Genomic DNA, 22,730 nt, shown 5'->3' with positions numbered 1-22,730 from the left:
ACGATAACTGTATTTACGTGTTACAAGAGTCTTTATCCAACCAAGGCCAACAGAATACCTGCCGCTACCGCGGAGCCAAGTACACCAGCTACGTTTGGTCCCATCGCATGCATCAACAAGAAGTTTTGAGGGTTTGCATCAAGCCCGACTTTGTTCACCACACGCGCAGCCATAGGTACGGCAGACACCCCTGCCGCGCCAATGAGTGGGTTGATGTCCTCTTCTGAGAACTTATTAAGAAGCTTAGCCATGAGAACACCTGCGCCTGTACCGATACTGAACGCTACAGCGCCTAGACCAAGAATGCCTAATGTTTCCAAATTTAAGAACTGGTCAGCTTGCAGTTTCGAGCCTACCCCTAAACCCAAGAAGATAGTCACAATATTGATCAGTTCATTTTGTGCAGTTTTCGATAAACGATCCACCACACCCGCTTCACGCATCAGGTTACCGAGACAGAACATACCAACCAATGGTGTCGCAGAAGGTAGGAACAGAATCGTCATCAACAGCACGGCCATCGGGAAGAACACTTTTTCCCACTTACCAACATGACGAAGCTGCGCCATTTTGATTTCACGCTCTTCTTTGGTAGTCAGCGCTTTCATAATTGGCGGTTGAATGATCGGAACTAATGCCATGTAGCTGTATGCCGCTACCGCAATCGCCCCCAATAAGTCTGGCGACAACTTGCTGGCCAAGAAGATCGCCGTTGGACCATCAGCACCACCGATGATGGCGATCGATGATGCATCTGCCATCGAGAATTCCATCCCCGGCACAAAGTTAAGCAAAATCGCCCCAAACAAGGTCGCAAAAATACCAAACTGCGCTGCCGCCCCTAACCAAAGTGTTTTCGGGTTCGCGATCAATGCGCCAAAGTCCGTCATCGCACCAACGCCCATAAAGATCAACAATGGGAAAACTCCCGATTCGATCCCGATATAGTAGACGTAGTACAACAAACCGCCTGGCTCAGTGAAGCCCGCATTAGGAATGTTAGCTAAGATAGCACCAAAGCCAATTGGCAATAAAAGTAATGGTTCAAAGCCTTTACGAATCGCTAAAAACAACAGCGTACAGCCAACCAGCATCATGCAGATTTGGCCAAACTCAAAGTTAGCGATCCCTGTTTCTGACCATAAGGTCATCAATCCGTCCATGATACTCCCTTACGCCAAGCTGAGAAGAGGTGCACCAACGGTAACGGCATCACCCTCTTTAACGTTCAGTTCTTGAACGATACCACCGCGAGCTGCACGAACTTCCGTTTCCATCTTCATTGCTTCAAGGATCAGTAGGACATCACCTTCTGCGACTTCAGCACCCGGCTGAACGTTCACTTTAAAGATGTTTCCTGCAAGCGGTGCAGGAACTGATTCCGCATTTGTCGTCACAGGCGCAACTGGAGCGGCCACTGGTGCAGAAGCTGAACTTGGCGTCACAGAAGTCAATTGTCCTTTTGGCCCCACTTCAACTTCGTAGACTTGTCCATCAACGCGAACACTGTAAGTTTCTACGCTACCAGACGCGACTGGAGCCGCAGGCGCTGCAACTGGTTTTGCACTTTCCAATGTAGGTGCTGGTTCAAAAGCGTCAGGGTTACCACGGTTTTTAAGGAACTTCAGACCAACTTGAGGGAACAACGCATAAGTAAGTACGTCATCAACGCGTTCACTCGCAAGCTTAATGCCTTCTGATTGAGCCTTATCCATTAAATCCACCGTTAGAGCTTCCATTTCTGGCTCTAACAAATCAGCAGGACGGCACGTAATTGGCTCTTTACCTTCAAGGACTTTAGCTTGTAGATCGGCATTCACTGCCGCAGGAGCGGCACCGTACTCACCTTTGAGAACACCAGCGGTTTCTTTAGTGATGCTCTTGTAGCGCTCACCGGTCAGTACGTTAATGACGGCTTGAGTACCAACGATCTGAGACGTCGGTGTTACGAGAGGAATAAAGCCAAGATCTTCACGTACACGTGGGATTTCTTCTAACACCTCGTCGATACGATCCGCTGCACCTTGCTCTTTTAGCTGACCTTCCATATTCGTCAACATACCACCTGGCACTTGAGCGATAAGGATACGAGAATCCACGCCTTTTAGTTGCCCTTCCCACTTCGCGTATTTCTTACGTACTTCACGGAAGTAAGCTGCAATAGGTTCTAGTTGATCAAGTTTCAGATTGGTGTCGCGCTCAGTACCTTGCAGCATTGCTACAACCGTTTCTGTCGGAGTATGCCCGTAAGTACAGCTCATCGAAGAAATAGCCGTATCGAGGATGTCGATACCAGCCTCTACCGCTTTGATTGCCGTAGCGGTAGAAAGACCAGTGGTTGCATGGCAGTGGAGTGCCAGTGGTACATCACAAGAGGCTTTGATGCGTGTGATTAGCTCTTGCGCTTCGTAAGGCTTTAGCAAGCCAGACATGTCTTTGATACACAGAGAATGACAACCGAGATCTTCCAAACGCTTTGCTAAATCAACCCAAGTATCCGTATTGTGAACAGGGCTTGTTGTGTATGACAGGGTGCCTTGCGCATGAGCGCCAACATCTACCGCCGATTTCACCGCTTTTTGGAAATTGCGAACATCGTTCATCGCATCAAAGATACGGAATACATCCATACCGTTGGCATGAGCACGCTCAACGAACTTCTCTACTACGTCATCAGCATAATGGCGATATCCTAAAAGGTTTTGACCACGAAGTAGCATTTGCATTGGTGTATTTGGCATCGCCTTTTTCAACTCACGTAGACGCTCCCAAGGGTCTTCCCCAAGGAATCGAATACACGAATCAAACGTTGCACCACCCCAGGTTTCTAGGGACCAGTATCCAATCTTATCCAACTCAGCTGCGATAGGCAGCATATCTTCGATACGCATACGCGTAGCAAACAGTGATTGATGGGCGTCTCGAAGGACCACATCGGTAATAGCTAGTGGTTTAGACATGCTCTTAAACTCCTTTTTAATCCTATATTCGGCTACTTCGCGATTGAAGCGCGATGTTGATGAATCGCCGCTGAAATCGCTGCCACTACTTGTGGACTAACAGCTGAAGAGGTTGATTGAACTTTGGTATTTGTTTTTGGTGCTGCGATCGGCTCTGGTACTTCTTCTGGCACCAGTTTCGACAATAGCCGAACGAGATAAACAAGAATGGTGAGGAAAATAAATACGACCGCCATCCCCGTAACCATAAGGGTGGCCGCATCTACTAGCAGGCTTCCTATATTCGTCATGTTGCTTCCTTTCTTTGTCATCCTGACAACGTGCAGGACTTTATTAGCGTCAAATCCCGACCAATGGATTATCTCGATTGGTTAAATTTTGTCAATTTTGTTTAAGGAAGGATTTAAATAATCTCCATAATTGATTATTTATTCACTACCCAGATCACAATTCAAACTTAAACCATCGAGTTAGAACGAATGCTCAATATATAAACAGGTTAATTCAAAGAGCACGAGAAAACTGCGATTAAGATTTCAAAACAAAACAAGTGAGATTAAAAGAAAGAACTATTAAAACAAAAAGATAGGAGTAAAGATCAAAACAAAAACACCATTACAACATGTGATTAACATATTTTATTTAAATCACGCTAGTCATCATTTTGCTGGAAACGAAGAAAGCATGGAGCACCGATGATGAATTATTAGAGATGATTGACTAGATACGCAAAGTGACATTGCAGTTCAATCAGATAAGAAAAGAAACCTACTTTGACAGCGCAGACTAGAGAATAAGTAGTGAGTGTTTGTTTTTCAGATACAAAAAAAGCCTCGCATAAGCGAGGCTTTTTGATAAGTGGCGCGTCCTGGAGGATTCGAACCTCCGACCGCCTGGTTCGTAGCCAGGTACTCTATCCAGCTGAGCTAAGGACGCGCAGTTTTCGATATCAGTATTATCAATATCAGGAGTTCACAAGGAAACCCTAAAAAGTGGCGCGTCCTGGAGGATTCGAACCTCCGACCGCCTGGTTCGTAGCCAGGTACTCTATCCAGCTGAGCTAAGGACGCGCAGTTTTCGATATCGGTATTACCAATATCAGGAGTTCACAAGGAAACCCTAAATAGTGGCGCGTCCTGGAGGATTCGAACCTCCGACCGCCTGGTTCGTAGCCAGGTACTCTATCCAGCTGAGCTAAGGACGCGCAGTTTTCGATATCAGTGTTACCAATATCAGGAGTTCACAAGGAAACCCTAAAGAGTGGCGCGTCCTGGAGGATTCGAACCTCCGACCGCCTGGTTCGTAGCCAGGTACTCTATCCAGCTGAGCTAAGGACGCGCAGTTTTCGATATCAGTATTACCAATATCAGGAGTTCACAAAGAAACCCTAAAGAGTGGCGCGTCCTGGAGGATTCGAACCTCCGACCGCCTGGTTCGTAGCCAGGTACTCTATCCAGCTGAGCTAAGGACGCGCAGTTTTCGATATCAGTATTACCAATATCAGGAGTTCACAAGGAAACCCTAAAGAGTGGCGCGTCCTGGAGGATTCGAACCTCCGACCGCCTGGTTCGTAGCCAGGTACTCTATCCAGCTGAGCTAAGGACGCGCAATAATCTTTATTTTACTTTGTATAACCCGTTTATCAAACGAATTATTAAATAGTGGCGCGTCCTGGAGGATTCGAACCTCCGACCGCCTGGTTCGTAGCCAGGTACTCTATCCAGCTGAGCTAAGGACGCGCAGATCTTCTTGCTAGGAAGTTGTGAAGTAAATCACATTCATTTCTTGCGAAACAAAAAAAAGGCCATCGGGCCAGTCAATGAATGGCGGTGAAGGAGGGATTCGAACCCTCGATACGGGATAAACCGTATACTCCCTTAGCAGGGGAGCGCCTTCAGCCTCTCGGCCACCTCACCGTTTTCATTGTTATATCTCAAAAGAGATATGGCGCGTCCTGGAGGATTCGAACCTCCGACCGCCTGGTTCGTAGCCAGGTACTCTATCCAGCTGAGCTAAGGACGCACTTTTTGTTGATAAATCAACGTTGCAAGAATGGCGGTGAAGGAGGGATTCGAACCCTCGATACGGGATAAACCGTATACTCCCTTAGCAGGGGAGCGCCTTCAGCCTCTCGGCCACCTCACCGTCTTGCGGAGGCACATATTACGTTTTACCGAAAATATGTCAAACACTTTCTTTGAAAAAAAACGCAAAAAACGCTTAACCGATGCGGATTTAATCAAAGTGACTATAAAACAAACCTTATCACTCTATTATGATGAAAAAAAGAGAATCTTCTCTTAAAAAATGACATTTATCAGAAACTAAAAAGGCTAGCCGATCGGCTAGCCTTTTTCATTCAAACTAAGCTCTGTAAACAGGAGCGACTTAGTAGTTACCTGAAGCAACGTTGCCATTGCCTTTTTCAGCCTGAATGCGCATGTAGATTTCTTCACGGTGAACTGAAACCTCTTTCGGAGCGTTAACACCGATACGTACTTGGTTACCTTTAACACCTAGTACAGTTACAGTCACTTCATCACCAATCATAAGTGTTTCGCCTACGCGGCGAGTCAAAATTAGCATTCTTTGCTCCTTGAGTAATCTCTAAATTTTCTTGCTACAAAGCTATTATCCAACAAAAGTTATATTTTCGTAAACTACCTTGTCACGGAAAATCAGCCTAAAAAGGCATGTTTTTGCTGAATGTTCAATGCTTCACTAGACGTAATGTAAGCATCATGAAGAATGTTTGCTGCTGTATCCACACTCTCAGGTGGCAATACCAGCATCATAGTGAGTGCATTCGTTGCGCAGAAATTGATCGCAATATCTTGCTGAGCCAACAAACCGCATGCATGTTCCACCATTCCATTGGCTTCAAGCCCTACTGCGGTTAACAGACTTACTGCTTCACTATTACGGATTTTATCGCTGAACACCAGATCGAACTTGGCACATGCTTCTTGTTTTATCATGATACCTGTTCGTTCTGTTTCCTCGATCACATTCCAAATGTCTATGCCTAACATCTGACATTGTTTTGTAGCACTAGATAAATGTTCTTTATCGACTTCAATAATGGCAAGGTCACGTTGAATGGCTATACCAGAGACGGCTTGATGGCCTGATTCCCCCTTAACCAAACTGCCTTCATTAACTTCAAAGGTCGAAAGCACGCGTAGCGGTACATTATTCTTCCATGCGAACTGCACGGAAGGTAAATGTAGAACTTTTGCTCCTCGACTTGCCATTGCTTCCATTGAAGGAAAGTCAATGACCGCCATTTTCTGAGCATTTTTCACTACACGTGGGTCACAAGTATAAATACCATCAACGTCGGTAAAGATTTGACACTCGTCAGCGCGCAATGCGCCTGCAAGCGTCACGGCGCTCGTATCAGAGCCGCCTCGACCTAATGTGGTGATATCCCCATTTTCATTCACACCTTGAAAACCTGCGACAATGACGATTTGATCTTGTTCAAGTAAATCCGTAATCGTTGAGGTATCAATATGTTTAATCGTCGCGTCATTGTGTTGATTATCCGTCACAATGTTCGCTTGTGCTCCGGTAAGTGAGCGAGCTACATAGCCCAGTTTATTGAGTGTCATCGCCAATAACGCCATTGACACTTGCTCACCAGCAGAGAGCAAAACATCAAGTTCTCGAGCCGTAGGAACACTATCTACTTGTTTCGCTAGGTCCATTAGTCGGTTTGTTTCGCCTGACATTGCAGACACAACTACGACAACTTGATTACCATCATTTTTCGCCTTAATGATGTGTTCAGCGACCTGGTGGATTCTTTCAATTGAACCCACGGAGGTTCCACCAAACTTTTGCACGATAAGGGGCTTTTTCACCAGTCTTCACCTTCCCAAGACCAAAGTCTCATTCGGACCACTTATATTCCACTAGTTGAAATTATATAAGCGGTAGTTACAACAAAAACCAAGCAGCTTAAATGACCTGGTTATTTTTCGGTCAATTAAACCACTTGGTTACCGTAAAAAAATTACGCCCAATCAAAGAAACTTGATTGAGCGTAAATTCGTTATGTAATGCTTATAAGCGCTCTTCTAGCCAAGGCTGAACAGTTTTGATCGCTTCTGGTAATGCTGACACATCAGTACCACCAGCTTGCGCCATGTCAGGGCGACCACCGCCCTTACCACCAACCTGCTCTGCAACCATTTTAACGAGGTCGCCCGCCTTAACTTTGCCTACCAGATCTTTCGTCACACCAGCAATCAAGCCAACTTTGTCATCTGTTACGTTTGCTAGAAGCACAACACCTGAGCCCATTTGGTTCTTGATGTCGTCAACCATAGTACGTAGGTTTTTGCTATCCGCGCCTTCTAGTGCAGCAACCAGTACTTTCGTGCCGTTTACTTCCACTGCTTTACCCATGATGTTTGCGCTTTCAGCAGCAGCCATCTTGTCTTTAAGCTTCTGAAGTTCTTTTTCTAGCGTTTTCGCTTTTTGTGCAGATTCTGCTAGTTTCTCTTCGTATTTTGCTGCTTGAGCTTCGATCGCATCTAGAGCTGCTTCACCTGTTACTGCTTCAATACGACGGATGCCCGCCGCGATGCCGCTCTCAGAGGTGATCTTGAATAAGCCGATATCGCCAGTGTTAGAAGCGTGGATACCACCACAAAGCTCTGTAGAGAAATCGCCCATAGACAGTACGCGTACTTCATCATCGTACTTCTCGCCAAATAGTGCCATTGCGCCTTTCTTCTTCGCAGACTCAATGTCCATCACGTTGGTTTCAATAACGTGGTTGCGACGAATTTGCGCGTTAACTAGACGTTCAACTTCTTTTAGCTCTGCCGCCGTTACCGCTTCTAGATGAGAGAAGTCAAAACGTAAGTTTTCTGCTTTAACCAAAGAGCCTTTTTGCGTCACGTGCTCACCAAGAACTTGACGAAGTGCGGCGTGTAGCAAGTGCGTTGCTGAGTGGTTTAGAGAGATAGCTGCGCGACGTTCTGCGTCAACGATAGTAGCGACTTCATCGCCTTTCGCTAGAACGCCTTCCGCCATAACACCGTGGTGTGCGATTGCGTTGCCTAGCTTTTGAGTATCTTCTACTCGGAACACACCAGCTTCAGTGCGGATTTCACCCGCATCACCACATTGACCGCCTGACTCAGCGTAGAATGGGGTTTCACCAAGCACAATGATCGCTTTGTCGCCAGCAGATAGAGAATCCACTTCGTTGCCTTCAACGAACATTGCCGCCACTGAGCTAGAGCCTTTTGTTCCAACGTAGCCACAGAATTCAGTTTGTGTATCAACTTTAATTGCTGCGTTGTAGTCTGTACCGAACTGACCCGCTTCACGCGCACGCTGACGCTGCTCTTCCATTGCTTTCTCGAAGCCTTCTTCGTCAATCGCGAACTCACGTTCACGCGCAACATCATTAGTCAAGTCAGCTGGGAAGCCGTAAGTATCGTAAAGTTTGAATACGGTTTCACCGTCGAGCACTTTACCATCTAAGTTATCTAGCGCTTCGTTTAGAATCGCCATACCGCGTTCAAGCGTACGACCGAAGTTTTCTTCTTCGATACGCAGTACTTTTTCTACGACAGCTTGCTGACGTTTCAGTTCTTCACCTGCAGTGCCCATGATGTCAGCTAGTACACCAACCAATTTGTGGAAGAATGCACCTTGCGCACCTAGCTTGTTACCGTGACGAACAGCACGACGAATGATACGACGTAGAACATAGCCACGACCTTCGTTTGAAGGCATAACACCATCAACAATCAGGAATGAACATGAACGGATGTGGTCAGCGATAACGCGTAGCGATTGGTTTGATAGGTCTTCGTAACCGATCACTTCTGCGGCTGCTTTGATAAGAGCTTGGAATACGTCGATTTCGTAGTTTGAGTGAACGCCTTGCATGATTGCAGAGATACGCTCGATACCCATACCTGTATCTACCGACGGTTTTGGTAGCGGTTCCATCGTGCCATCAGCATGACGGTTGAACTGCATGAATACGTTGTTCCAGATCTCGATGAAACGGTCACCATCTTCTTCAGGTGTGCCAGGACGGCCCCCCCAGATGTGCTCACCGTGATCGTAGAAGATTTCAGTACATGGACCACAAGGACCAGTATCACCCATTTGCCAGAAGTTGTCTGACTCGTATGGTTTGCCACCTTTCTTGTCGCCAATGCGGATGATGCGGTCTGCAGGAACGCCTACTTTCTTGTTCCAGATATCGAATGCTTCGTCATCAGTTTCGTAAACGGTCACCAATAGACGGTCTGCAGGCAGCTTAAGAACGTCTGTTAGAAATTCCCAAGCGAATGAAATCGCGTCTTCTTTGAAGTAATCGCCAAAGCTGAAGTTACCTAGCATTTCAAAGAAAGTATGGTGACGAGCTGTAAAGCCCACGTTTTCCAGGTCGTTGTGTTTACCGCCAGCACGTACACAACGTTGAGCCGTAGTCGCTCGAGTATAGGCTCGTTTTTCCAAGCCTAAGAAACAATCCTTAAATTGGTTCATACCTGCGTTTGTGAACAGCAGGGTTGGGTCGTTATGTGGAACTAACGATGAACTTTCTACGATTTGGTGTCCTTTGCTTTCAAAGAACTTGAGGAACGCGTTACGAACCTCGTCAGTGCTCATGTACATGCAGCTCTTCCTGAAAATAGTCGAGTTAGAATTTTGCCGTATTGTAGATCATGCAATCAGCTGAGACTAGTTTTCTTGCGGAAAAGAGGGGGTAGAAGAAAAAATTTGAAGCAAAACAAAAATCAGCGTGAATAATTCACGCCTAATCTTCGTCTTCAAAGCTTAATGCATAGCTAATTTGGTCAAAACTGTAGCCGCGATATTGTAAGAAACGAACCTGTTTAGCGTACTCTTTCTGGTCTTTGGCCTTTATTCCTTTAAATTTCTTCTCTGCTGCCAACTTTGCCAATTCAAACCAATCTTGGGGCTCTTCTGCCATTGCTTGTTCAATGACAGATTCTGCAACGCGCTTCTGGTTAAGCTCTTGGCGAATACGACGCTCACCATGACCTTTGTAAACGTGTTGACGCACTTGGCTTTTGGCGTAACGCAAGTCATCCAAATAATCGTGTTCTAAACAAAAGTTAATCGCAGCTTCAATATCAGCCTCTTCATAGCCTTTCATCGCAAGCTTTTGATGGAGCTCATATAAGCCATGATCTCGACGACTAAGTAACTGAATCGCGGCTTCTTTGCTAGATAGCGTCGGTGCTTGTCGCTTTTGGTACATAGTGATCCTAAAGGTAATTTGGCTGTACAGGCTTTTCGTTTGCCTTAAATTTCTTCGATTTTGATTTCGACAAATACAACAAAGCCCTGCAACGCAGGGCTTTATTTTTAGTCTATCAGAAGATTAAAACTCTTCTTCTTGCTCAGGCTTCTCACCGGCAGCAGGTGCTTCTGGTTGAGCTGGAGAAAGTAGCATTTCACGCAGTTTGGTATCGATTGTTTTCGCGATTTCTGGATGCTCACGCAGGTAGTTACAAGCGTTTGCTTTACCTTGACCAATCTTATCGCCATTGTAGCTGTACCAAGCGCCCGCTTTTTCTACTAGCTTGTGCTTCACGCCTAAGTCAATCAACTCACCTTCACGGTTAAAGCCTTGGCCATACATGATTTGCGTGTTTGCTTCTTTAAATGGTGCTGCAATCTTGTTCTTAACCACTTTGATACGCGTTTCGTTACCTACAACTTCATCGCCTTCTTTGATTGCGCCAGTACGACGGATATCTAAACGAACAGAAGCGTAAAACTTAAGCGCGTTACCGCCAGTAGTCGTTTCAGGGTTACCGAACATCACACCAATCTTCATACGAATTTGGTTGATGAAGATACACATACAGTTAGACTGTTTTAGGTTACCTGTAAGCTTACGCATTGCTTGAGAAAGCATACGAGCTTGGAGACCCATGTGGCTGTCGCCCATTTCGCCTTCGATCTCAGCTTTAGGTGTTAGAGCAGCAACAGAGTCAACAACCATTACGTCGATTGCGCCAGAGCGAGCTAATGCATCACAAATCTCTAGAGCTTGCTCACCAGTGTCTGGTTGAGAAACCAATAGTGCATCGATATCAACGCCAAGTTTCTTTGCATATACAGGATCTAGAGCGTGCTCTGCATCGATAAACGCACAAGTTTTGCCTTCACGTTGCGCAGCAGCAATAAGTTCAAGAGTTAGTGTTGTTTTACCTGAAGATTCTGGACCGTAAATCTCAACGATACGACCCATTGGTAGACCACCAGCACCCAAAGCGATATCAAGAGAAAGCGAACCCGTTGAAATGGTTTCTACATCCATTGCGCGGTTATCACCAAGGCGCATGATAGAGCCTTTACCGAATTGCTTTTCAATTTGACCTAGCGCAGCGGCGAGCGCTTTCTGTTTGTTCTCGTCCATTACTTTCTCCGATTTATTCATCTTCTTTGGGCGACGAATAGTAATTCATTTTTCTTAAGCAGAAGTTCTGCTCAGCAATGAAAGTCATTATACTGTTGATTCATACAGTGTCTATACCTGTATGAAAAAAATTTGGCTCACAATATCGTGCAGTTTTCTCTAGCCCTTGTTTTCTCTGGGCTTACGCAGATCCAAAAAATCTAGATTAAGTGTTGGTGCAATTGACTCAATGCATGAATCACCGCTTGTTCGCGAACTTCTGCTCGATTTCCAGAAAAATGCATGGTTTCTACTAACTGCCACCCCTGATTATCTGCAAAGGCAAAACACACCGTTCCAACCGGCTTTTCCTCACTGCCACCACCAGGACCAGCGATGCCACTGATAGACACCCCAATTGTTGCATTGGAATGTTTTAATGCCCCCTGCACCATTTCAGTTACAACTGGCTCACTCACTGCGCCATACGCTTCGAGTGTTTGAAGCTGCACTCCAAGCATCTCCATTTTGGCCTCATTACTGTACGTAACAAAAGCGCGGTCAAGCCAACCGGAGCTACCTGCAATATCAGTAATTGCGGCTGCAACGCCACCGCCAGTACAGGACTCTGCTGTGGTCAGCACATGCCCATGTCGCGCAAGTAACACACCTAAATCAGCACTTAATTTTGTTGTTTTTTCCATAGCCAAAATGCCCTTTGTCTCTTTTTACTTGATAGGGATTCACGTATCCTAAGCCGCTACGGAAATAAACAAAAGAACTTACCTGTGAAAGCTGAACAAAAACACACTCCGATGATGCAGCAATATCTCAAGCTAAAAGCTGAGAACCCAGAAATTTTGCTGTTCTACCGCATGGGCGATTTCTACGAACTCTTCTATGATGACGCGAAACGAGCGTCTCAACTGCTTGATATTTCATTAACCAAGCGCGGCTCATCGGCCGGAGAACCTATTCCTATGGCGGGAGTGCCATTCCATGCAGTGGAAGGGTATCTCGCGAAACTAGTTCAGCTTGGTGAGTCAGTCGCAATCTGTGAACAAATTGGGGATCCTGCGACGAGCAAAGGTCCTGTTGAGCGTAAAGTAGTACGCATTGTCACGCCAGGCACCGTAACCGATGAGGCACTGCTTTCTGAACGTCTCGATAACTTAATCGCTGCGATTTACCATCACAACGGTAAGTTTGGTTATGCGACGTTAGACGTTACTTCTGGCCGTTTTCAATTAACGGAGCCAGAAACCGAAGAATCCATGATGGCAGAACTACAACGCACCGCACCGCGTGAGTTGTTGTTCCCTGAAGATTTCGAGCCAGTCCACTTGATGTCGAACCGTAACGGTAACCGTCGTCGCCCTGTATGGGAGTTTGAACTAGATACTGCCAAACAACAGCTGAACCAGCAGTTTGGCACCCGTGATCTTGTCGGTTTTGGTGTTGAGCACGCCTCTCTTGGTTTGTGCGCCGCAGGTTGTTTGATCCAATACGTAAAAGACACACAACGCACTGCTCTACCACATATCCGCTCACTAACGTTTGATCGCCAAGATCACTCTGTAATTTTAGATGCAGCTACGCGTCGCAATCTAGAAATCACCCAAAATTTAGCTGGCGGCACGGACAATACACTCGCCGCAGTTCTCGACCATTGCTCAACCCCGATGGGCAGCCGCATGTTAAAGCGTTGGCTGCATCAACCGATGCGTTGTATTGATACGCTAAACAACCGTCTGGATGCGATTGGTGAAATTAAAGATCAAGGCTTATTTACCGATCTTCAGCCAACTTTAAAACAGATTGGCGATATTGAACGTATCTTAGCGCGTCTTGCTCTACGTTCTGCTCGTCCACGTGATATGGCTCGCCTACGCCATGCCATGCAACAACTTCCTGAACTAGAATCGCTCACTACATCCTTAACTCATCCATACCTAGTGAAGTTGGCTCAATATGCTGCGCCAATAGATGAAGTATGTGAGCTTCTTGAACGTGCTATCAAAGAAAACCCGCCGGTAGTGATCCGCGATGGTGGTGTGATTGCAGAAGGCTATAACGAAGAATTGGATGAGTGGCGCAAGCTCGCTGATGGTGCAACCGAGTATCTAGAAAAGCTCGAAGCGGATGAACGCGAGCGTCATGGCATCGATACGCTGAAAGTTGGCTACAACGCCGTACATGGATTCTTCATTCAGGTAAGTCGTGGCCAAAGCCATTTGGTACCGCCACATTACGTGCGTCGCCAAACTCTGAAAAATGCCGAGCGCTACATTATTCCTGAGCTTAAAGAGCATGAAGACAAAGTTCTGAACTCAAAATCAAAAGCACTCGCACTAGAGAAAAAACTGTGGGAAGAGCTGTTCGATTTGCTGATGCCTCATCTTGAACAAATGCAAAACCTAGCTTCTGCCGTTTCACAGATGGACGTGTTACAAAACCTAGCAGAACGCGCAGACTCATTGGATTATTGCCGCCCTACTCTAGTTAAAGACGCAGGTATTCACATTCAAGCAGGTCGCCACCCGGTAGTAGAGCAAGTCACCTCGGACCCGTTCATTGCTAACCCAATAGAATTAAGCCCAAGCCGTAAAATGCTCATCATCACGGGTCCAAACATGGGGGGTAAATCAACCTACATGCGCCAAACTGCGCTAATTGCGTTGATGGCTCATATCGGCTCTTATGTACCTGCAGAATCAGCACAAATTGGCTCATTGGATCGCATCTTTACTCGTATCGGTGCTTCAGATGACTTGGCATCAGGTCGTTCAACCTTCATGGTAGAGATGACAGAAACGGCCAACATTCTCCACAACGCAACCAAGAACAGCTTGGTGTTAATGGATGAGATCGGTCGCGGTACCAGTACTTACGATGGTCTTTCATTGGCATGGGCAAGTGCCGAATGGCTTGCAACACAAATTGGTGCGATGACACTTTTCGCTACGCACTACTTTGAACTAACCGAATTACCGAACTTGCTACCAAACTTAGCGAATGTTCACCTAGATGCGGTAGAACATGGCGACAGCATTGCTTTCATGCACGCAGTTCAAGAAGGCGCCGCAAGCAAATCATACGGCTTGGCGGTTGCGGGCTTAGCTGGCGTACCTAAAACGGTCATCAAAAATGCTCGTGCTAAACTGTCTCAACTAGAGCAACTCGGCCAAGCTAGCGACTCGCCTCGTCCAAGCACTGTGGATGTAGCAAATCAGCTCAGCTTAATCCCTGAACCTAGCGAAATTGAACAAGCGTTATCAAACATCGATCCAGACGACTTAACACCTCGTCAAGCCCTTGAAGAGCTGTATCGTTTGAAGAAAATGCTTTAACGAGAATATCTAATCTCCCCTAAAACAGAAAAGGGCTATGGTTATCCATAGCCCTTTATGTTTCGAGAAAGCTTAGTATTAATCGTCTTCGACGTTAAACAAGTTTTCCATATTTAGGCCTTGTTTAATTAGGATTTCACGAAGTCGACGTAAACCCTCCACTTGAATTTGACGTACACGCTCACGGGTAAGACCAATCTCTCGTCCCACTTCTTCAAGCGTAGACGGCTCATAACCAAGCAAACCAAAACGGCGTGCAAGCACTTCTTTTTGTTTTGGATTCAACTCTTCCAACCAATGGATCAAAGACGATTTGATGTCATCATCTTGAGTCGACACTTCTGGATCAGAGTTGTTTGCGTCAGGAATAATATCCAGAAGCGCTTTTTCACCGTCACCACCAATTGGGGTATCAACGGAGCTAATACGCTCGTTAAGACGCAGCATTTTGCTGACATCTTCTACTGGTATATCTAATTGAGCAGCAATTTCTTCTGCAGTTGGTTCATGATCGAGCTTTTGAGAAAGTTCACGCGCAGTACGCAGATAAATGTTCAGCTCTTTCACGACATGAATAGGCAAGCGAATGGTGCGAGTTTGGTTCATCAACGCACGTTCGATCGTTTGACGGATCCACCATGTTGCGTAAGTTGAGAAACGGAAGCCTCTTTCTGGATCGAATTTTTCAACCGCTCGGATCAAGCCGAGGTTACCTTCTTCAATAAGATCGAGTAGCGCTAGGCCACGGTTGCTGTACCGACGAGAAATTTTTACTACTAAACGCAAGTTACTTTCGATCATGCGCTTACGAGCCGCTTCATCACCACGCAATGCTCTGCGGGCGTAAAGGACTTCTTCTTCAGCAGTAAGTAGAGGTGAGAAGCCAATTTCACCTAGATACAATTGAGTTGCGTCTAGGCTTTTACTGCTCGCGTCAAACTCTTCACGGACAGCTGTTTTGCCTTCGGTAGTAGATGATGATTTTTCGAGTTCGTTATCAATGGTCGTCTCTGACGCATTGTCGTATTCAAACTCTTCAACTTTGGATACTGTGTTGCTGATACTCATAACGCCTCCCCCTGGCGAGTTAGCAAGACATGACAACTCAATATGTCGCTAAATGATTTCGCAAGTTGTTTTTCAAAGTCTTACGGTAAATAGCGTTTTGGATTCACTGATTTACCTTGGTAGCGAATTTCAAAGTGCAGCTTGACGGATTTTGCGCCTGAACTACCCATGGTCGCAATTTTCTGTCCGCTTTTTACACTCTGACCTTCTGTTACCAGCAGTTTGTCGTTATGTGCGTATGCGCTTAAATAATTGTCGTTATGCTTCACTATAATTAGGTTGCCATAACCTCTTAGCGCATTACCCGAATAAACGACCGTGCCGGCTGCGGTTGAAACGATAGGCTGACCACGCTGTCCTGCGATGTCAATGCCTTTATTTCCCTGTTCTCCCGCCGAGAAGCTCTTGATTACTCTCCCTTTTGTCGGCCACAACCACTTCGATACTTTGTCGTTTTGTACCGTCGTTGTTGGCGGCTTCGGTTTAGTAGGTTGGTTATCTTTTGAACCAACATACTCCTTTGCTTTGGTTTGTTCAACTTTCTTTGGCGGCTCTTTTTGTGCGACTTTAGTCGGAGTTGTTGTAGGCTTTTGACTAGAGTTTTTACTTGAAGTCACAGGCTTTGTCGTCGTCGTTGGCTTCACCACTGGAGGCGGTGTCGTTGTAACTACAGGTACTACAACGGGTTCAACTTTTTGGCCATATTTTGGCGCGACATATTTCGGAGCCCAAAGTTTTAGCTTTTGACCTGGATAAATGGTGTAAGGCTGAGAGAGTTCGTTGTAACGTACAAGATCATTTACATCTTTATCTGTGACGTAAGCAATGAAATAAAGTGTGTCACCTTTCTTTACTTCGTAGTAACTCCCTCTATAACTGCCACGCTCAACGCTCGAATAATCCTTCTTTAGGCTGGAAACAGGCGCAGGTGAGTGAGCCGCGCAACCAACGAGTCCCGCAGCTAATACAAAGCTAATACCAATATGACGCAGTAACTTACTCACCTAACCTCAGATCCTTAAGCCAAATCACCCGCGACAAGAGGAACAAAGCGAACCATTTCCACAACGGTAGAAAGGTACTCGTCACCCTTGCGTTCAATTCTAAGTAGTTGCTGCTCAGCATCTCCGACAGGAATCACCATTTTACCGCCATCTTTTAACTGTGAGAGAAGAGCTTGGGGAATCACTTCTGCAGCAGCGGTAACAATGATGGCGTCAAACGGACCTTTCGTTTCCCATCCTAACCAGCCATCACCATGCTTCGTCGAGACATTGTAGATATCAAGTTGCTTAAGACGACGTTTCGCTTCCCATTGCAAAGATTTGATGCGTTCAACGGAATAAACATGGTCAACGATTTGTGCTAAAACTGCGGTTTGGTACCCAGAACCGGTTCCGATTTCCAAAACGTTACTAGCACGTTGAAGCTCAAGCAGCTCGGTCATGCGAGCGACGATGTAAGGTTGAGAAATAGTTTGTCCCTGACCAATCGGTAGCGCATTGTTATCGTAGGCTTGGTGCATCATCGCTTGAGAAACAAAGCTCTCTCTCGGTAAACAATGCATTGCATCCAAAACGCGTTGATCTTTGATGCCACTGGAGATAAGAAACGCTATCAACCTGTCAGCATGTGGGTTACTCATTACTTCTCTTCCTTCAACCAACTATCCATCGCACGCAGAGACTCATGAGCCGTGAGGTCTACTTGCAGTGGGGTAATAGAAACTCGACCGTGCTCAATCGCATAGAAGTCGGTACCTTCACCCGCATCTTGTTCTTTCCCCGGAGGCCCTAACCAATAGATATCATGCCCACGCGGATCTTTCTGCTTGATCATATTCTCTGCGTGATGACGAGCACCTAAACGGGTCACTTCGATTTCACCAAGACTCTCGAGAGGCAAATCAGGTATGTTTACGTTCAACAAACGGTTGGTTGGGATTGGCGCTGACAAGTGTTGCTCAACCAACTGTCGAGCAATTTCAGCAGCCGACTCAAAATGACGTTTACCAACCAGTGAAAATGCAATGGCTTGCACGCCAAGAAAGTGCCCTTCCATTGCTGCAGCGACGGTACCAGAGTACAGAACGTCATCCCCCAGATTTGCACCATGATTAATGCCAGATAATACAAGATCTGGCAGGTCATCTTTCATCAGCTCATTTAGAGCAAAATGAACGCAATCTGTCGGTGTCCCTTGAACCGAATAAGTATTAGGAGCAATTTCTGTGACTCGCAGAGGCTGTTCCAATGTCAGTGAGTTTGATGCACCAGAACGATTTCGGTCTGGGGCAACAATGATCACTTCCGCGATGCTTCTCAGATCATCCGCTAACGCGTGAATTCCTTGAGCATGCACACCGTCGTCATTACTAATTAGAATTCTTAAAGGTTTTGTATTTAGTGAATCCAGTTCCATTAGTATTCTCTTTCTACTTTGACCTCATTCACCAACTCACGAACAATGGATGTGGCAAAAGAGCCTGCATCGAGTGAGAAGGTCAACGTAATATTGTTACCTTCAACGTTCCAAGCTAAGTCTTTTGGTTTGAGTGCGATTTCACGACGATCGTGACGCATACGATTCCCACGGATTAGAGCCATTAAATCAGGTTCTTCATCAATAAATGGCTGTTCTAATGCAAGTGCATCAGCTTGGGTCGGTAACGCATTATCACCCGCTAAAGCGGCAGTAATCTCAACTTCACTCAATGCAAGCTTGTTTTGCATATCAGCAAGGTTATTCGCATCAACAGCCAACAATCCTTGTGATGTCTGTGCGATGTCACCATCGATGAATTTATCAAACACGCCATTTTCTAGACGAGCAGAAACGATGCGGTTGAAAATCCATGAACGCGCGGCAGACAGGTACATGCTGCGTTTGTTTTGGTTACGCGTACGAACATTTTCTCGTCCCCAACGACGAGCTTCGTCGAGGTTATTTCCATCGTTACCAAAGCGTTGGCTACCAAAGTAGTTTGGCACACCAACTTGTTTAACTTTTTCAAGGCGTTGCTCTACATCCGCCACATCTGTCACTTCAGACAAGGTAACCACAAACTCGTTCCCGATTAAGTCACCAGGACGCAGTTTTTTGTTGTGTCGATCGGTCGCCAGAATTTCAATACTTGGGTATTGCGCCAAAAATGTCGAAAAATCTGGAGTCTCACCTTTAGGCAGATGAACACTTAGCCATTGTTCGGTTACTGCATGGCGATCTTTCAGGCCTGCCCAACTAACGTCTTTAGACTTAACACCACAAGCTTTCGCTAGCTCGTTAGCGACGAAACTGGTGTTCTCACCTGTTTTTCGAATGCGCACCATTAAGTGTTCACCTTCTCCCGTGAAGGCAAAACCCAAATCTTCGCGAACCTGAAAGTGTTCTGGTTGCGCTTTAATTTTTGCTGATGCGACTGGCTTGCCTGTGAGGTAAGCCAATGAGGATAAAATATTCGACATGATGTATTTCCACTGCTTATGCAGCTTTAAGGAGCAAATTATTCGATTATTGCTTAAATAGAAGCACGACTGCTTCTGTAGCAATGCCTTCTTTGCGTCCAGTAAAACCAAGACGTTCTGTCGTCGTTGCTTTTACGTTGATGTTGCTAATATCGGTTTCTAGATCTTCGGCAATGGCTGCACACATTGCATCAATGTGAGGCGCCATTTTCGGCGCTTGCGCCATGATGGTGACGTCTGCATTACCAAGGCGGTAGCCTTGTTCTTTTACTCGACGGTAAACGTCTTTCAATAATTCGCGGCTGTTCGCACCTTTCCATTTATCGTCGGTATCTGGAAAATGACGGCCAATATCACCCGCAGCAATCGCACCTAACAAAGCGTCGGTGAGAGCATGCAGAGCAACGTCGCCGTCTGAGTGCGCAATCAGGCCTTGTTCGTAAGGAATTGCAACACCACCAATAATCACAGGGCCTTCACCGCCAAATTTGTGTACGTCGAAACCATGACCAATTCGAATCATTTTTTATCCTTTATTTTCTAGCCGCGCTCACGGCTAAGATAAAACTCGGCTAAGGCGAGATCTTCTGGCTGAGTAATTTTAATGTTATTCGCACTACCTTGAACTAAAGCTGGCGTTTCTCCCAACCACTCTAAAGCCGATGCTTCATCAGTGATCGCAACACCTTGCTGCAATGCGTCTGCCAGTGCTCTTGTTAGCTGCTGAGTTTTAAACATTTGTGGAGTCAGTGCATGCCACAATGCTTCTCTGTCTACGGTATGATCGATGTTGTTTTCTTTGTTCGCTCGTTTCATTGTATCTCTCACGGGCGAGGCAAGAATGCCACCAGTAGGATGAGCACAACAAACATCAATCAGACGATCAATATCGTTTAATGTTACGCAAGGTCTCGCGGCATCATGGACCAGAACCCATTCACACGGAAGCTGCGCACTTACATAGTTTAGCCCTGAAAGCACTGAATCGGCTCTTTCTTTACCACCAGCGACACGTATTACGTCTGGGTGCAGGGCAATCGATAGTTCAGGGTAGTATGGGTCACCTTCTGTAACCGCAACCACAACTTTCGCGATTTGAGGGTGAGCAAGCAGTTTCTCTACGGTATGTTCCAATACCGTTTTTCCATCGATTAACAAATATTGTTTAGGTCGATCTGCTTTCATTCGGCTACCAACACCAGCCGCTGGTACAATAGCGATATGAGATGAAACGTTCTCTGACATCTTACGGGTTTTCCTCACCAACTATGCGGTAGAAGGTCTCTCCTTCTTTCACCAAGCCAAGTTCATGACGTGCTCTTTCTTCAATCGCATCAAGTCCTTGCTTTAAGTCATCTATCTCAGCAAACATTTCATTATTGCGAGCTTGTAGCTTGCTGTTCACCTGCTGTTGAACTTCAATTTCATCTTTTACTGTGTAGTAGTCAGACACCCCGTTTTTACCAAACCATAGAGTGTATTGAAGCCAACCAAACAGTAACGTAAGGGCTATAACAAAGATTCGCATATCGCTGCTAACATTCTGTACCGGAAGGAATTAGATAAGATGACATATATAGCATAAATGCCGAGTTGCCTCTAGGGGATAAAGGGAGACTCACACGCTCCTTACAGGAAATAAGCACGAAAATAAAAAATGCCTAAGTTCGATGGCACTCTTTAATCGAGAAAGTAAAGAACCGTTTACGTGCTAGAAAGAGGAAGATTCGGTTTCAATTACCTGAGAAATCAGGGCGGTTAGCTAACTAAGAGTTTGCTAGATACAGATGAGTTGGTTGCTTCTAGGTATTACCGCAGTACAGTCAGAACAGCTCATCACTCTAAAATACCGGCCTTTAAACACAAAAACGCCCCACCGAAGTGGGGCGTTTTTAGAAAGCTTTCAAGCTAAACTTTATTCAATTAAGAATTAAGCTTGGCCTTTAACTTCTTTAAGACCGTTGAAAGGAGCGCGCTCACCTAGAGCTTCCTCGATACGGATTAGTTGGTTGCTTTCTTTTGGGTATAGCAGCAACACGGTCAAAACAGCTCATCGCTCTTAACCATCTGCTTTTAAACATACGCCAATAAACAAAAACCCCCGCCTTAGCGAGGGTTTCAAAAAGCTATTTAGCTAAACTAATTCAATAAGAATTAAGCTTGGCCTTTAACTTCTTTAAGACCGTTGAAAGGAGCGCGCTCACCTAGAGCTTCCTCAATACGGATTAGTTGGTTGTACTTAGCAACACGGTCAGAACGGCTCATAGAACCAGTTTTGATTTGACCTGCAGCTGTACCTACCGCTAGGTCAGCGATAGTTGCATCTTCAGTTTCACCAGAACGGTGAGAGATTACTGCTGTGTAACCTGCGTCTTTAGCCATCTTGATTGCAGCTAGAGTCTCAGTTAGAGAACCGATTTGGTTGAACTTGATTAGGATAGAGTTAGCGATGCCTTTCTCGATACCTTCAGCTAGGATCTTAGTGTTTGTAACGAATAGATCGTCACCAACTAGTTGGATCTTGTCGCCTAGAAGTTGAGTTTGGTGTGCGAAACCATCCCAGTCAGACTCGTCTAGACCGTCTTCGATAGATACGATTGGGAATTGCTCAACTAGACCAGCTAGGTAGTGGTTGAACTCTTCAGAAGTGAAAGTTTTGCCTTCACCTTTCATGTTGTAGATGCCAGCTTCTTTGTCGAAGAACTCAGATGCAGCACAGTCCATAGCTAGAGTAACGTCTTTGCCTAGCTCGTAACCAGCAGCAGCAACAGCTTCTGCGATAACTTCTAGAGCTTCAGCGTTAGATTTAAGGTTAGGAGCGAAACCACCTTCGTCACCAACAGCTGTGTTGTAGCCTTTAGACTTAAGAACTTTAGCTAGGTTGTGGAATACTTCCGCACCCATGCGTACAGCTTCTTTAAGAGTTGCAGCGCCAACTGGTTGAATCATGAATTCTTGGATGTCAACGTTGTTGTCTGCGTGCTCACCACCGTTGATGATGTTCATCATTGGTAGAGGCATAGAGAACTGACCAGCAGTACCGTTTAGCTCAGCGATGTGCTCGTATAGAGGCATGCCTTTAGCTGCTGCTGCAGCTTTAGCGTTTGCTAGAGAAACTGCTAGGATAGCGTTCGCACCGAATTTAGATTTGTTTTCAGTGCCGTCTAGTTCGATCATTACTGCGTCGATTGCAGCTTGGTCTTTAGCGTCTTTGCCAACTAGAGCTTCAGCGATTGGGCCGTTTACAGCTTCAATTGCTTTAAGAACACCTTTACCTAGGAAACGTGCTTTGTCACCGTCACGTAGCTCAAGAGCTTCGCGAGAACCAGTAGATGCGCCAGATGGAGCTGCCGCCATACCTACGAAACCGCCTTCTAGGTGTACTTCAGCTTCTACAGTTGGGTTACCACGTGAGTCGATGATTTCACGACCTAGAACTTTAACGATCTTAGACATTAATGTTTCCTCTCGTTTCAAATAT

General features: G+C 45.8%; 19 protein-coding genes and 10 tRNA genes. 1 reads left to right on the top strand and 28 read right to left on the bottom strand.

All coding sequences use genetic code 11. The features are described from left to right. Positions 1-32 precede the first annotated feature (32 nt). From BIW15_RS04645 to pncC, 19 genes are all read right to left on the bottom strand, one after another. Positions 33-1,163: a sodium ion-translocating decarboxylase subunit beta gene (locus tag BIW15_RS04645; protein ID WP_005462536.1), complete on the bottom strand. Its 1,131-nt coding sequence runs from the start codon at positions 1,161-1,163 to the stop codon at positions 33-35. A 9-nt stretch (positions 1,164-1,172) separates the two neighbouring features. Further along, positions 1,173-2,960, bottom strand: coding sequence for a sodium-extruding oxaloacetate decarboxylase subunit alpha (oadA, locus tag BIW15_RS04640; RefSeq protein WP_025633468.1), 1,788 nt, complete (start codon positions 2,958-2,960; stop codon positions 1,173-1,175). Between the two features lie 32 nt (positions 2,961-2,992). Further along, positions 2,993-3,250 (bottom strand): oxaloacetate decarboxylase subunit gamma, encoded by a 258-nt coding sequence (locus BIW15_RS04635; protein ID WP_005493951.1) that lies wholly within the window; start codon positions 3,248-3,250, stop codon positions 2,993-2,995. Between the two features lie 569 nt (positions 3,251-3,819). Beyond that, positions 3,820-3,896: transfer RNA gene (locus tag BIW15_RS04630), tRNA-Arg, on the bottom strand. 57 nt (positions 3,897-3,953) lie between these two features. Beyond that, positions 3,954-4,030 (bottom strand) — tRNA-Arg (locus BIW15_RS04625). Between the two features lie 57 nt (positions 4,031-4,087). After that, positions 4,088-4,164 (bottom strand) — tRNA-Arg (locus BIW15_RS04620). A 57-nt stretch (positions 4,165-4,221) separates the two neighbouring features. Next, positions 4,222-4,298 (bottom strand) — tRNA-Arg (locus tag BIW15_RS04615). Positions 4,299-4,355: 57 nt separating this feature from the next. Beyond that, positions 4,356-4,432 (bottom strand) — tRNA-Arg (locus BIW15_RS04610). A 57-nt stretch (positions 4,433-4,489) separates the two neighbouring features. Further along, a tRNA-Arg gene (locus BIW15_RS04605) sits at positions 4,490-4,566 on the bottom strand. 56 nt (positions 4,567-4,622) lie between these two features. After that, positions 4,623-4,699, bottom strand: a tRNA-Arg gene (locus BIW15_RS04600). A gap of 85 nt (positions 4,700-4,784) precedes the next feature. Further along, positions 4,785-4,876 (bottom strand) — tRNA-Ser (locus BIW15_RS04595). 29 nt (positions 4,877-4,905) lie between these two features. Then, positions 4,906-4,982: transfer RNA gene (locus BIW15_RS04590), tRNA-Arg, on the bottom strand. Positions 4,983-5,013: 31 nt separating this feature from the next. Further along, positions 5,014-5,105 (bottom strand) — tRNA-Ser (locus BIW15_RS04585). Between the two features lie 243 nt (positions 5,106-5,348). Further along, positions 5,349-5,546: a carbon storage regulator CsrA gene (gene csrA / locus BIW15_RS04580; RefSeq protein WP_004415691.1), complete on the bottom strand. Its 198-nt coding sequence runs from the start codon at positions 5,544-5,546 to the stop codon at positions 5,349-5,351. 92 nt (positions 5,547-5,638) lie between these two features. Next, positions 5,639-6,826 carry an aspartate kinase gene (locus BIW15_RS04575; RefSeq protein ID WP_005478552.1) on the bottom strand — a complete coding sequence of 396 codons (1,188 nt, stop codon included), beginning with the start codon at positions 6,824-6,826 and terminating at the stop codon, positions 5,639-5,641. A 202-nt stretch (positions 6,827-7,028) separates the two neighbouring features. Then, positions 7,029-9,611, bottom strand: a complete 2,583-nt coding sequence (gene alaS / locus BIW15_RS04570; RefSeq protein WP_005455546.1) for an alanine--tRNA ligase — start codon at positions 9,609-9,611, stop codon at positions 7,029-7,031. 142 nt (positions 9,612-9,753) lie between these two features. After that, entirely contained in the window at positions 9,754-10,221 is a 468-nt protein-coding gene (recX, locus tag BIW15_RS04565) for a recombination regulator RecX (protein ID WP_025636075.1), read from the bottom strand. A gap of 123 nt (positions 10,222-10,344) precedes the next feature. Beyond that, positions 10,345-11,388 carry a recombinase RecA gene (gene recA / locus BIW15_RS04560; protein ID WP_005478550.1) on the bottom strand — a complete coding sequence of 348 codons (1,044 nt, stop codon included), beginning with the start codon at positions 11,386-11,388 and terminating at the stop codon, positions 10,345-10,347. A 200-nt stretch (positions 11,389-11,588) separates the two neighbouring features. Then, entirely contained in the window at positions 11,589-12,071 is a 483-nt protein-coding gene (gene pncC / locus BIW15_RS04555) for a nicotinamide-nucleotide amidase (protein WP_005455551.1), read from the bottom strand. An 84-nt stretch (positions 12,072-12,155) separates the two neighbouring features. Between pncC and mutS the strand changes: the two genes are divergently transcribed. Next, entirely contained in the window at positions 12,156-14,717 is a 2,562-nt protein-coding gene (mutS, locus tag BIW15_RS04550) for a DNA mismatch repair protein MutS (protein ID WP_074545645.1), read from the top strand. Between the two features lie 78 nt (positions 14,718-14,795). On the opposite strand, the gene rpoS is transcribed toward mutS, so the two are convergent. From rpoS to eno, 9 genes are all read right to left on the bottom strand, one after another. Further along, positions 14,796-15,785 (bottom strand): RNA polymerase sigma factor RpoS, encoded by a 990-nt coding sequence (gene rpoS, locus BIW15_RS04545; RefSeq protein ID WP_005478537.1) that lies wholly within the window; start codon positions 15,783-15,785, stop codon positions 14,796-14,798. Between the two features lie 80 nt (positions 15,786-15,865). Further along, the gene (locus BIW15_RS04540; RefSeq protein ID WP_024699751.1) at positions 15,866-16,789 is read right to left on the bottom strand and encodes a peptidoglycan DD-metalloendopeptidase family protein; all 924 of its coding nucleotides are present in this window, start codon (positions 16,787-16,789) and stop codon (positions 15,866-15,868) included. 14 nt (positions 16,790-16,803) lie between these two features. Then, positions 16,804-17,430 (bottom strand): protein-L-isoaspartate(D-aspartate) O-methyltransferase, encoded by a 627-nt coding sequence (locus BIW15_RS04535; RefSeq protein ID WP_005455562.1) that lies wholly within the window; start codon positions 17,428-17,430, stop codon positions 16,804-16,806. Then, positions 17,430-18,206 carry a 5'/3'-nucleotidase SurE gene (surE, locus tag BIW15_RS04530; RefSeq protein ID WP_077280633.1) on the bottom strand — a complete coding sequence of 259 codons (777 nt, stop codon included), beginning with the start codon at positions 18,204-18,206 and terminating at the stop codon, positions 17,430-17,432. Before surE ends, BIW15_RS04535 begins: the two co-directional genes overlap by 1 nt. Then, positions 18,206-19,249 (bottom strand): tRNA pseudouridine(13) synthase TruD, encoded by a 1,044-nt coding sequence (truD, locus tag BIW15_RS04525; RefSeq protein ID WP_005455570.1) that lies wholly within the window; start codon positions 19,247-19,249, stop codon positions 18,206-18,208. Before truD ends, surE begins: the two co-directional genes overlap by 1 nt. A 46-nt stretch (positions 19,250-19,295) precedes the next feature. Beyond that, positions 19,296-19,772, bottom strand: a complete 477-nt coding sequence (ispF, locus tag BIW15_RS04520; protein ID WP_005380896.1) for a 2-C-methyl-D-erythritol 2,4-cyclodiphosphate synthase — start codon at positions 19,770-19,772, stop codon at positions 19,296-19,298. Between the two features lie 17 nt (positions 19,773-19,789). Next, positions 19,790-20,494, bottom strand: coding sequence for a 2-C-methyl-D-erythritol 4-phosphate cytidylyltransferase (gene ispD, locus BIW15_RS04515; RefSeq protein WP_005478544.1), 705 nt, complete (start codon positions 20,492-20,494; stop codon positions 19,790-19,792). A 1-nt stretch (position 20,495) separates the two neighbouring features. Continuing rightward, complete coding sequence (ftsB, locus tag BIW15_RS04510; RefSeq protein ID WP_005455577.1) at positions 20,496-20,777, bottom strand: cell division protein FtsB; 282 nt, start codon at positions 20,775-20,777, stop codon at positions 20,496-20,498. Between the two features lie 626 nt (positions 20,778-21,403). Beyond that, positions 21,404-22,705 carry a phosphopyruvate hydratase gene (gene eno / locus BIW15_RS04505; protein ID WP_005455579.1) on the bottom strand — a complete coding sequence of 434 codons (1,302 nt, stop codon included), beginning with the start codon at positions 22,703-22,705 and terminating at the stop codon, positions 21,404-21,406. Positions 22,706-22,730: the final 25 nt, after the last annotated feature.

The organism is Vibrio sp. SALL6 (genome assembly GCF_002002385.1).
In the GTDB taxonomy this organism is placed as follows: domain Bacteria; phylum Pseudomonadota; class Gammaproteobacteria; order Enterobacterales; family Vibrionaceae; genus Vibrio; species Vibrio parahaemolyticus.
The sequence above is the reverse complement of the archived record's forward strand: the minus strand, read 5'-3'. Positions and strand labels throughout refer to the sequence as shown.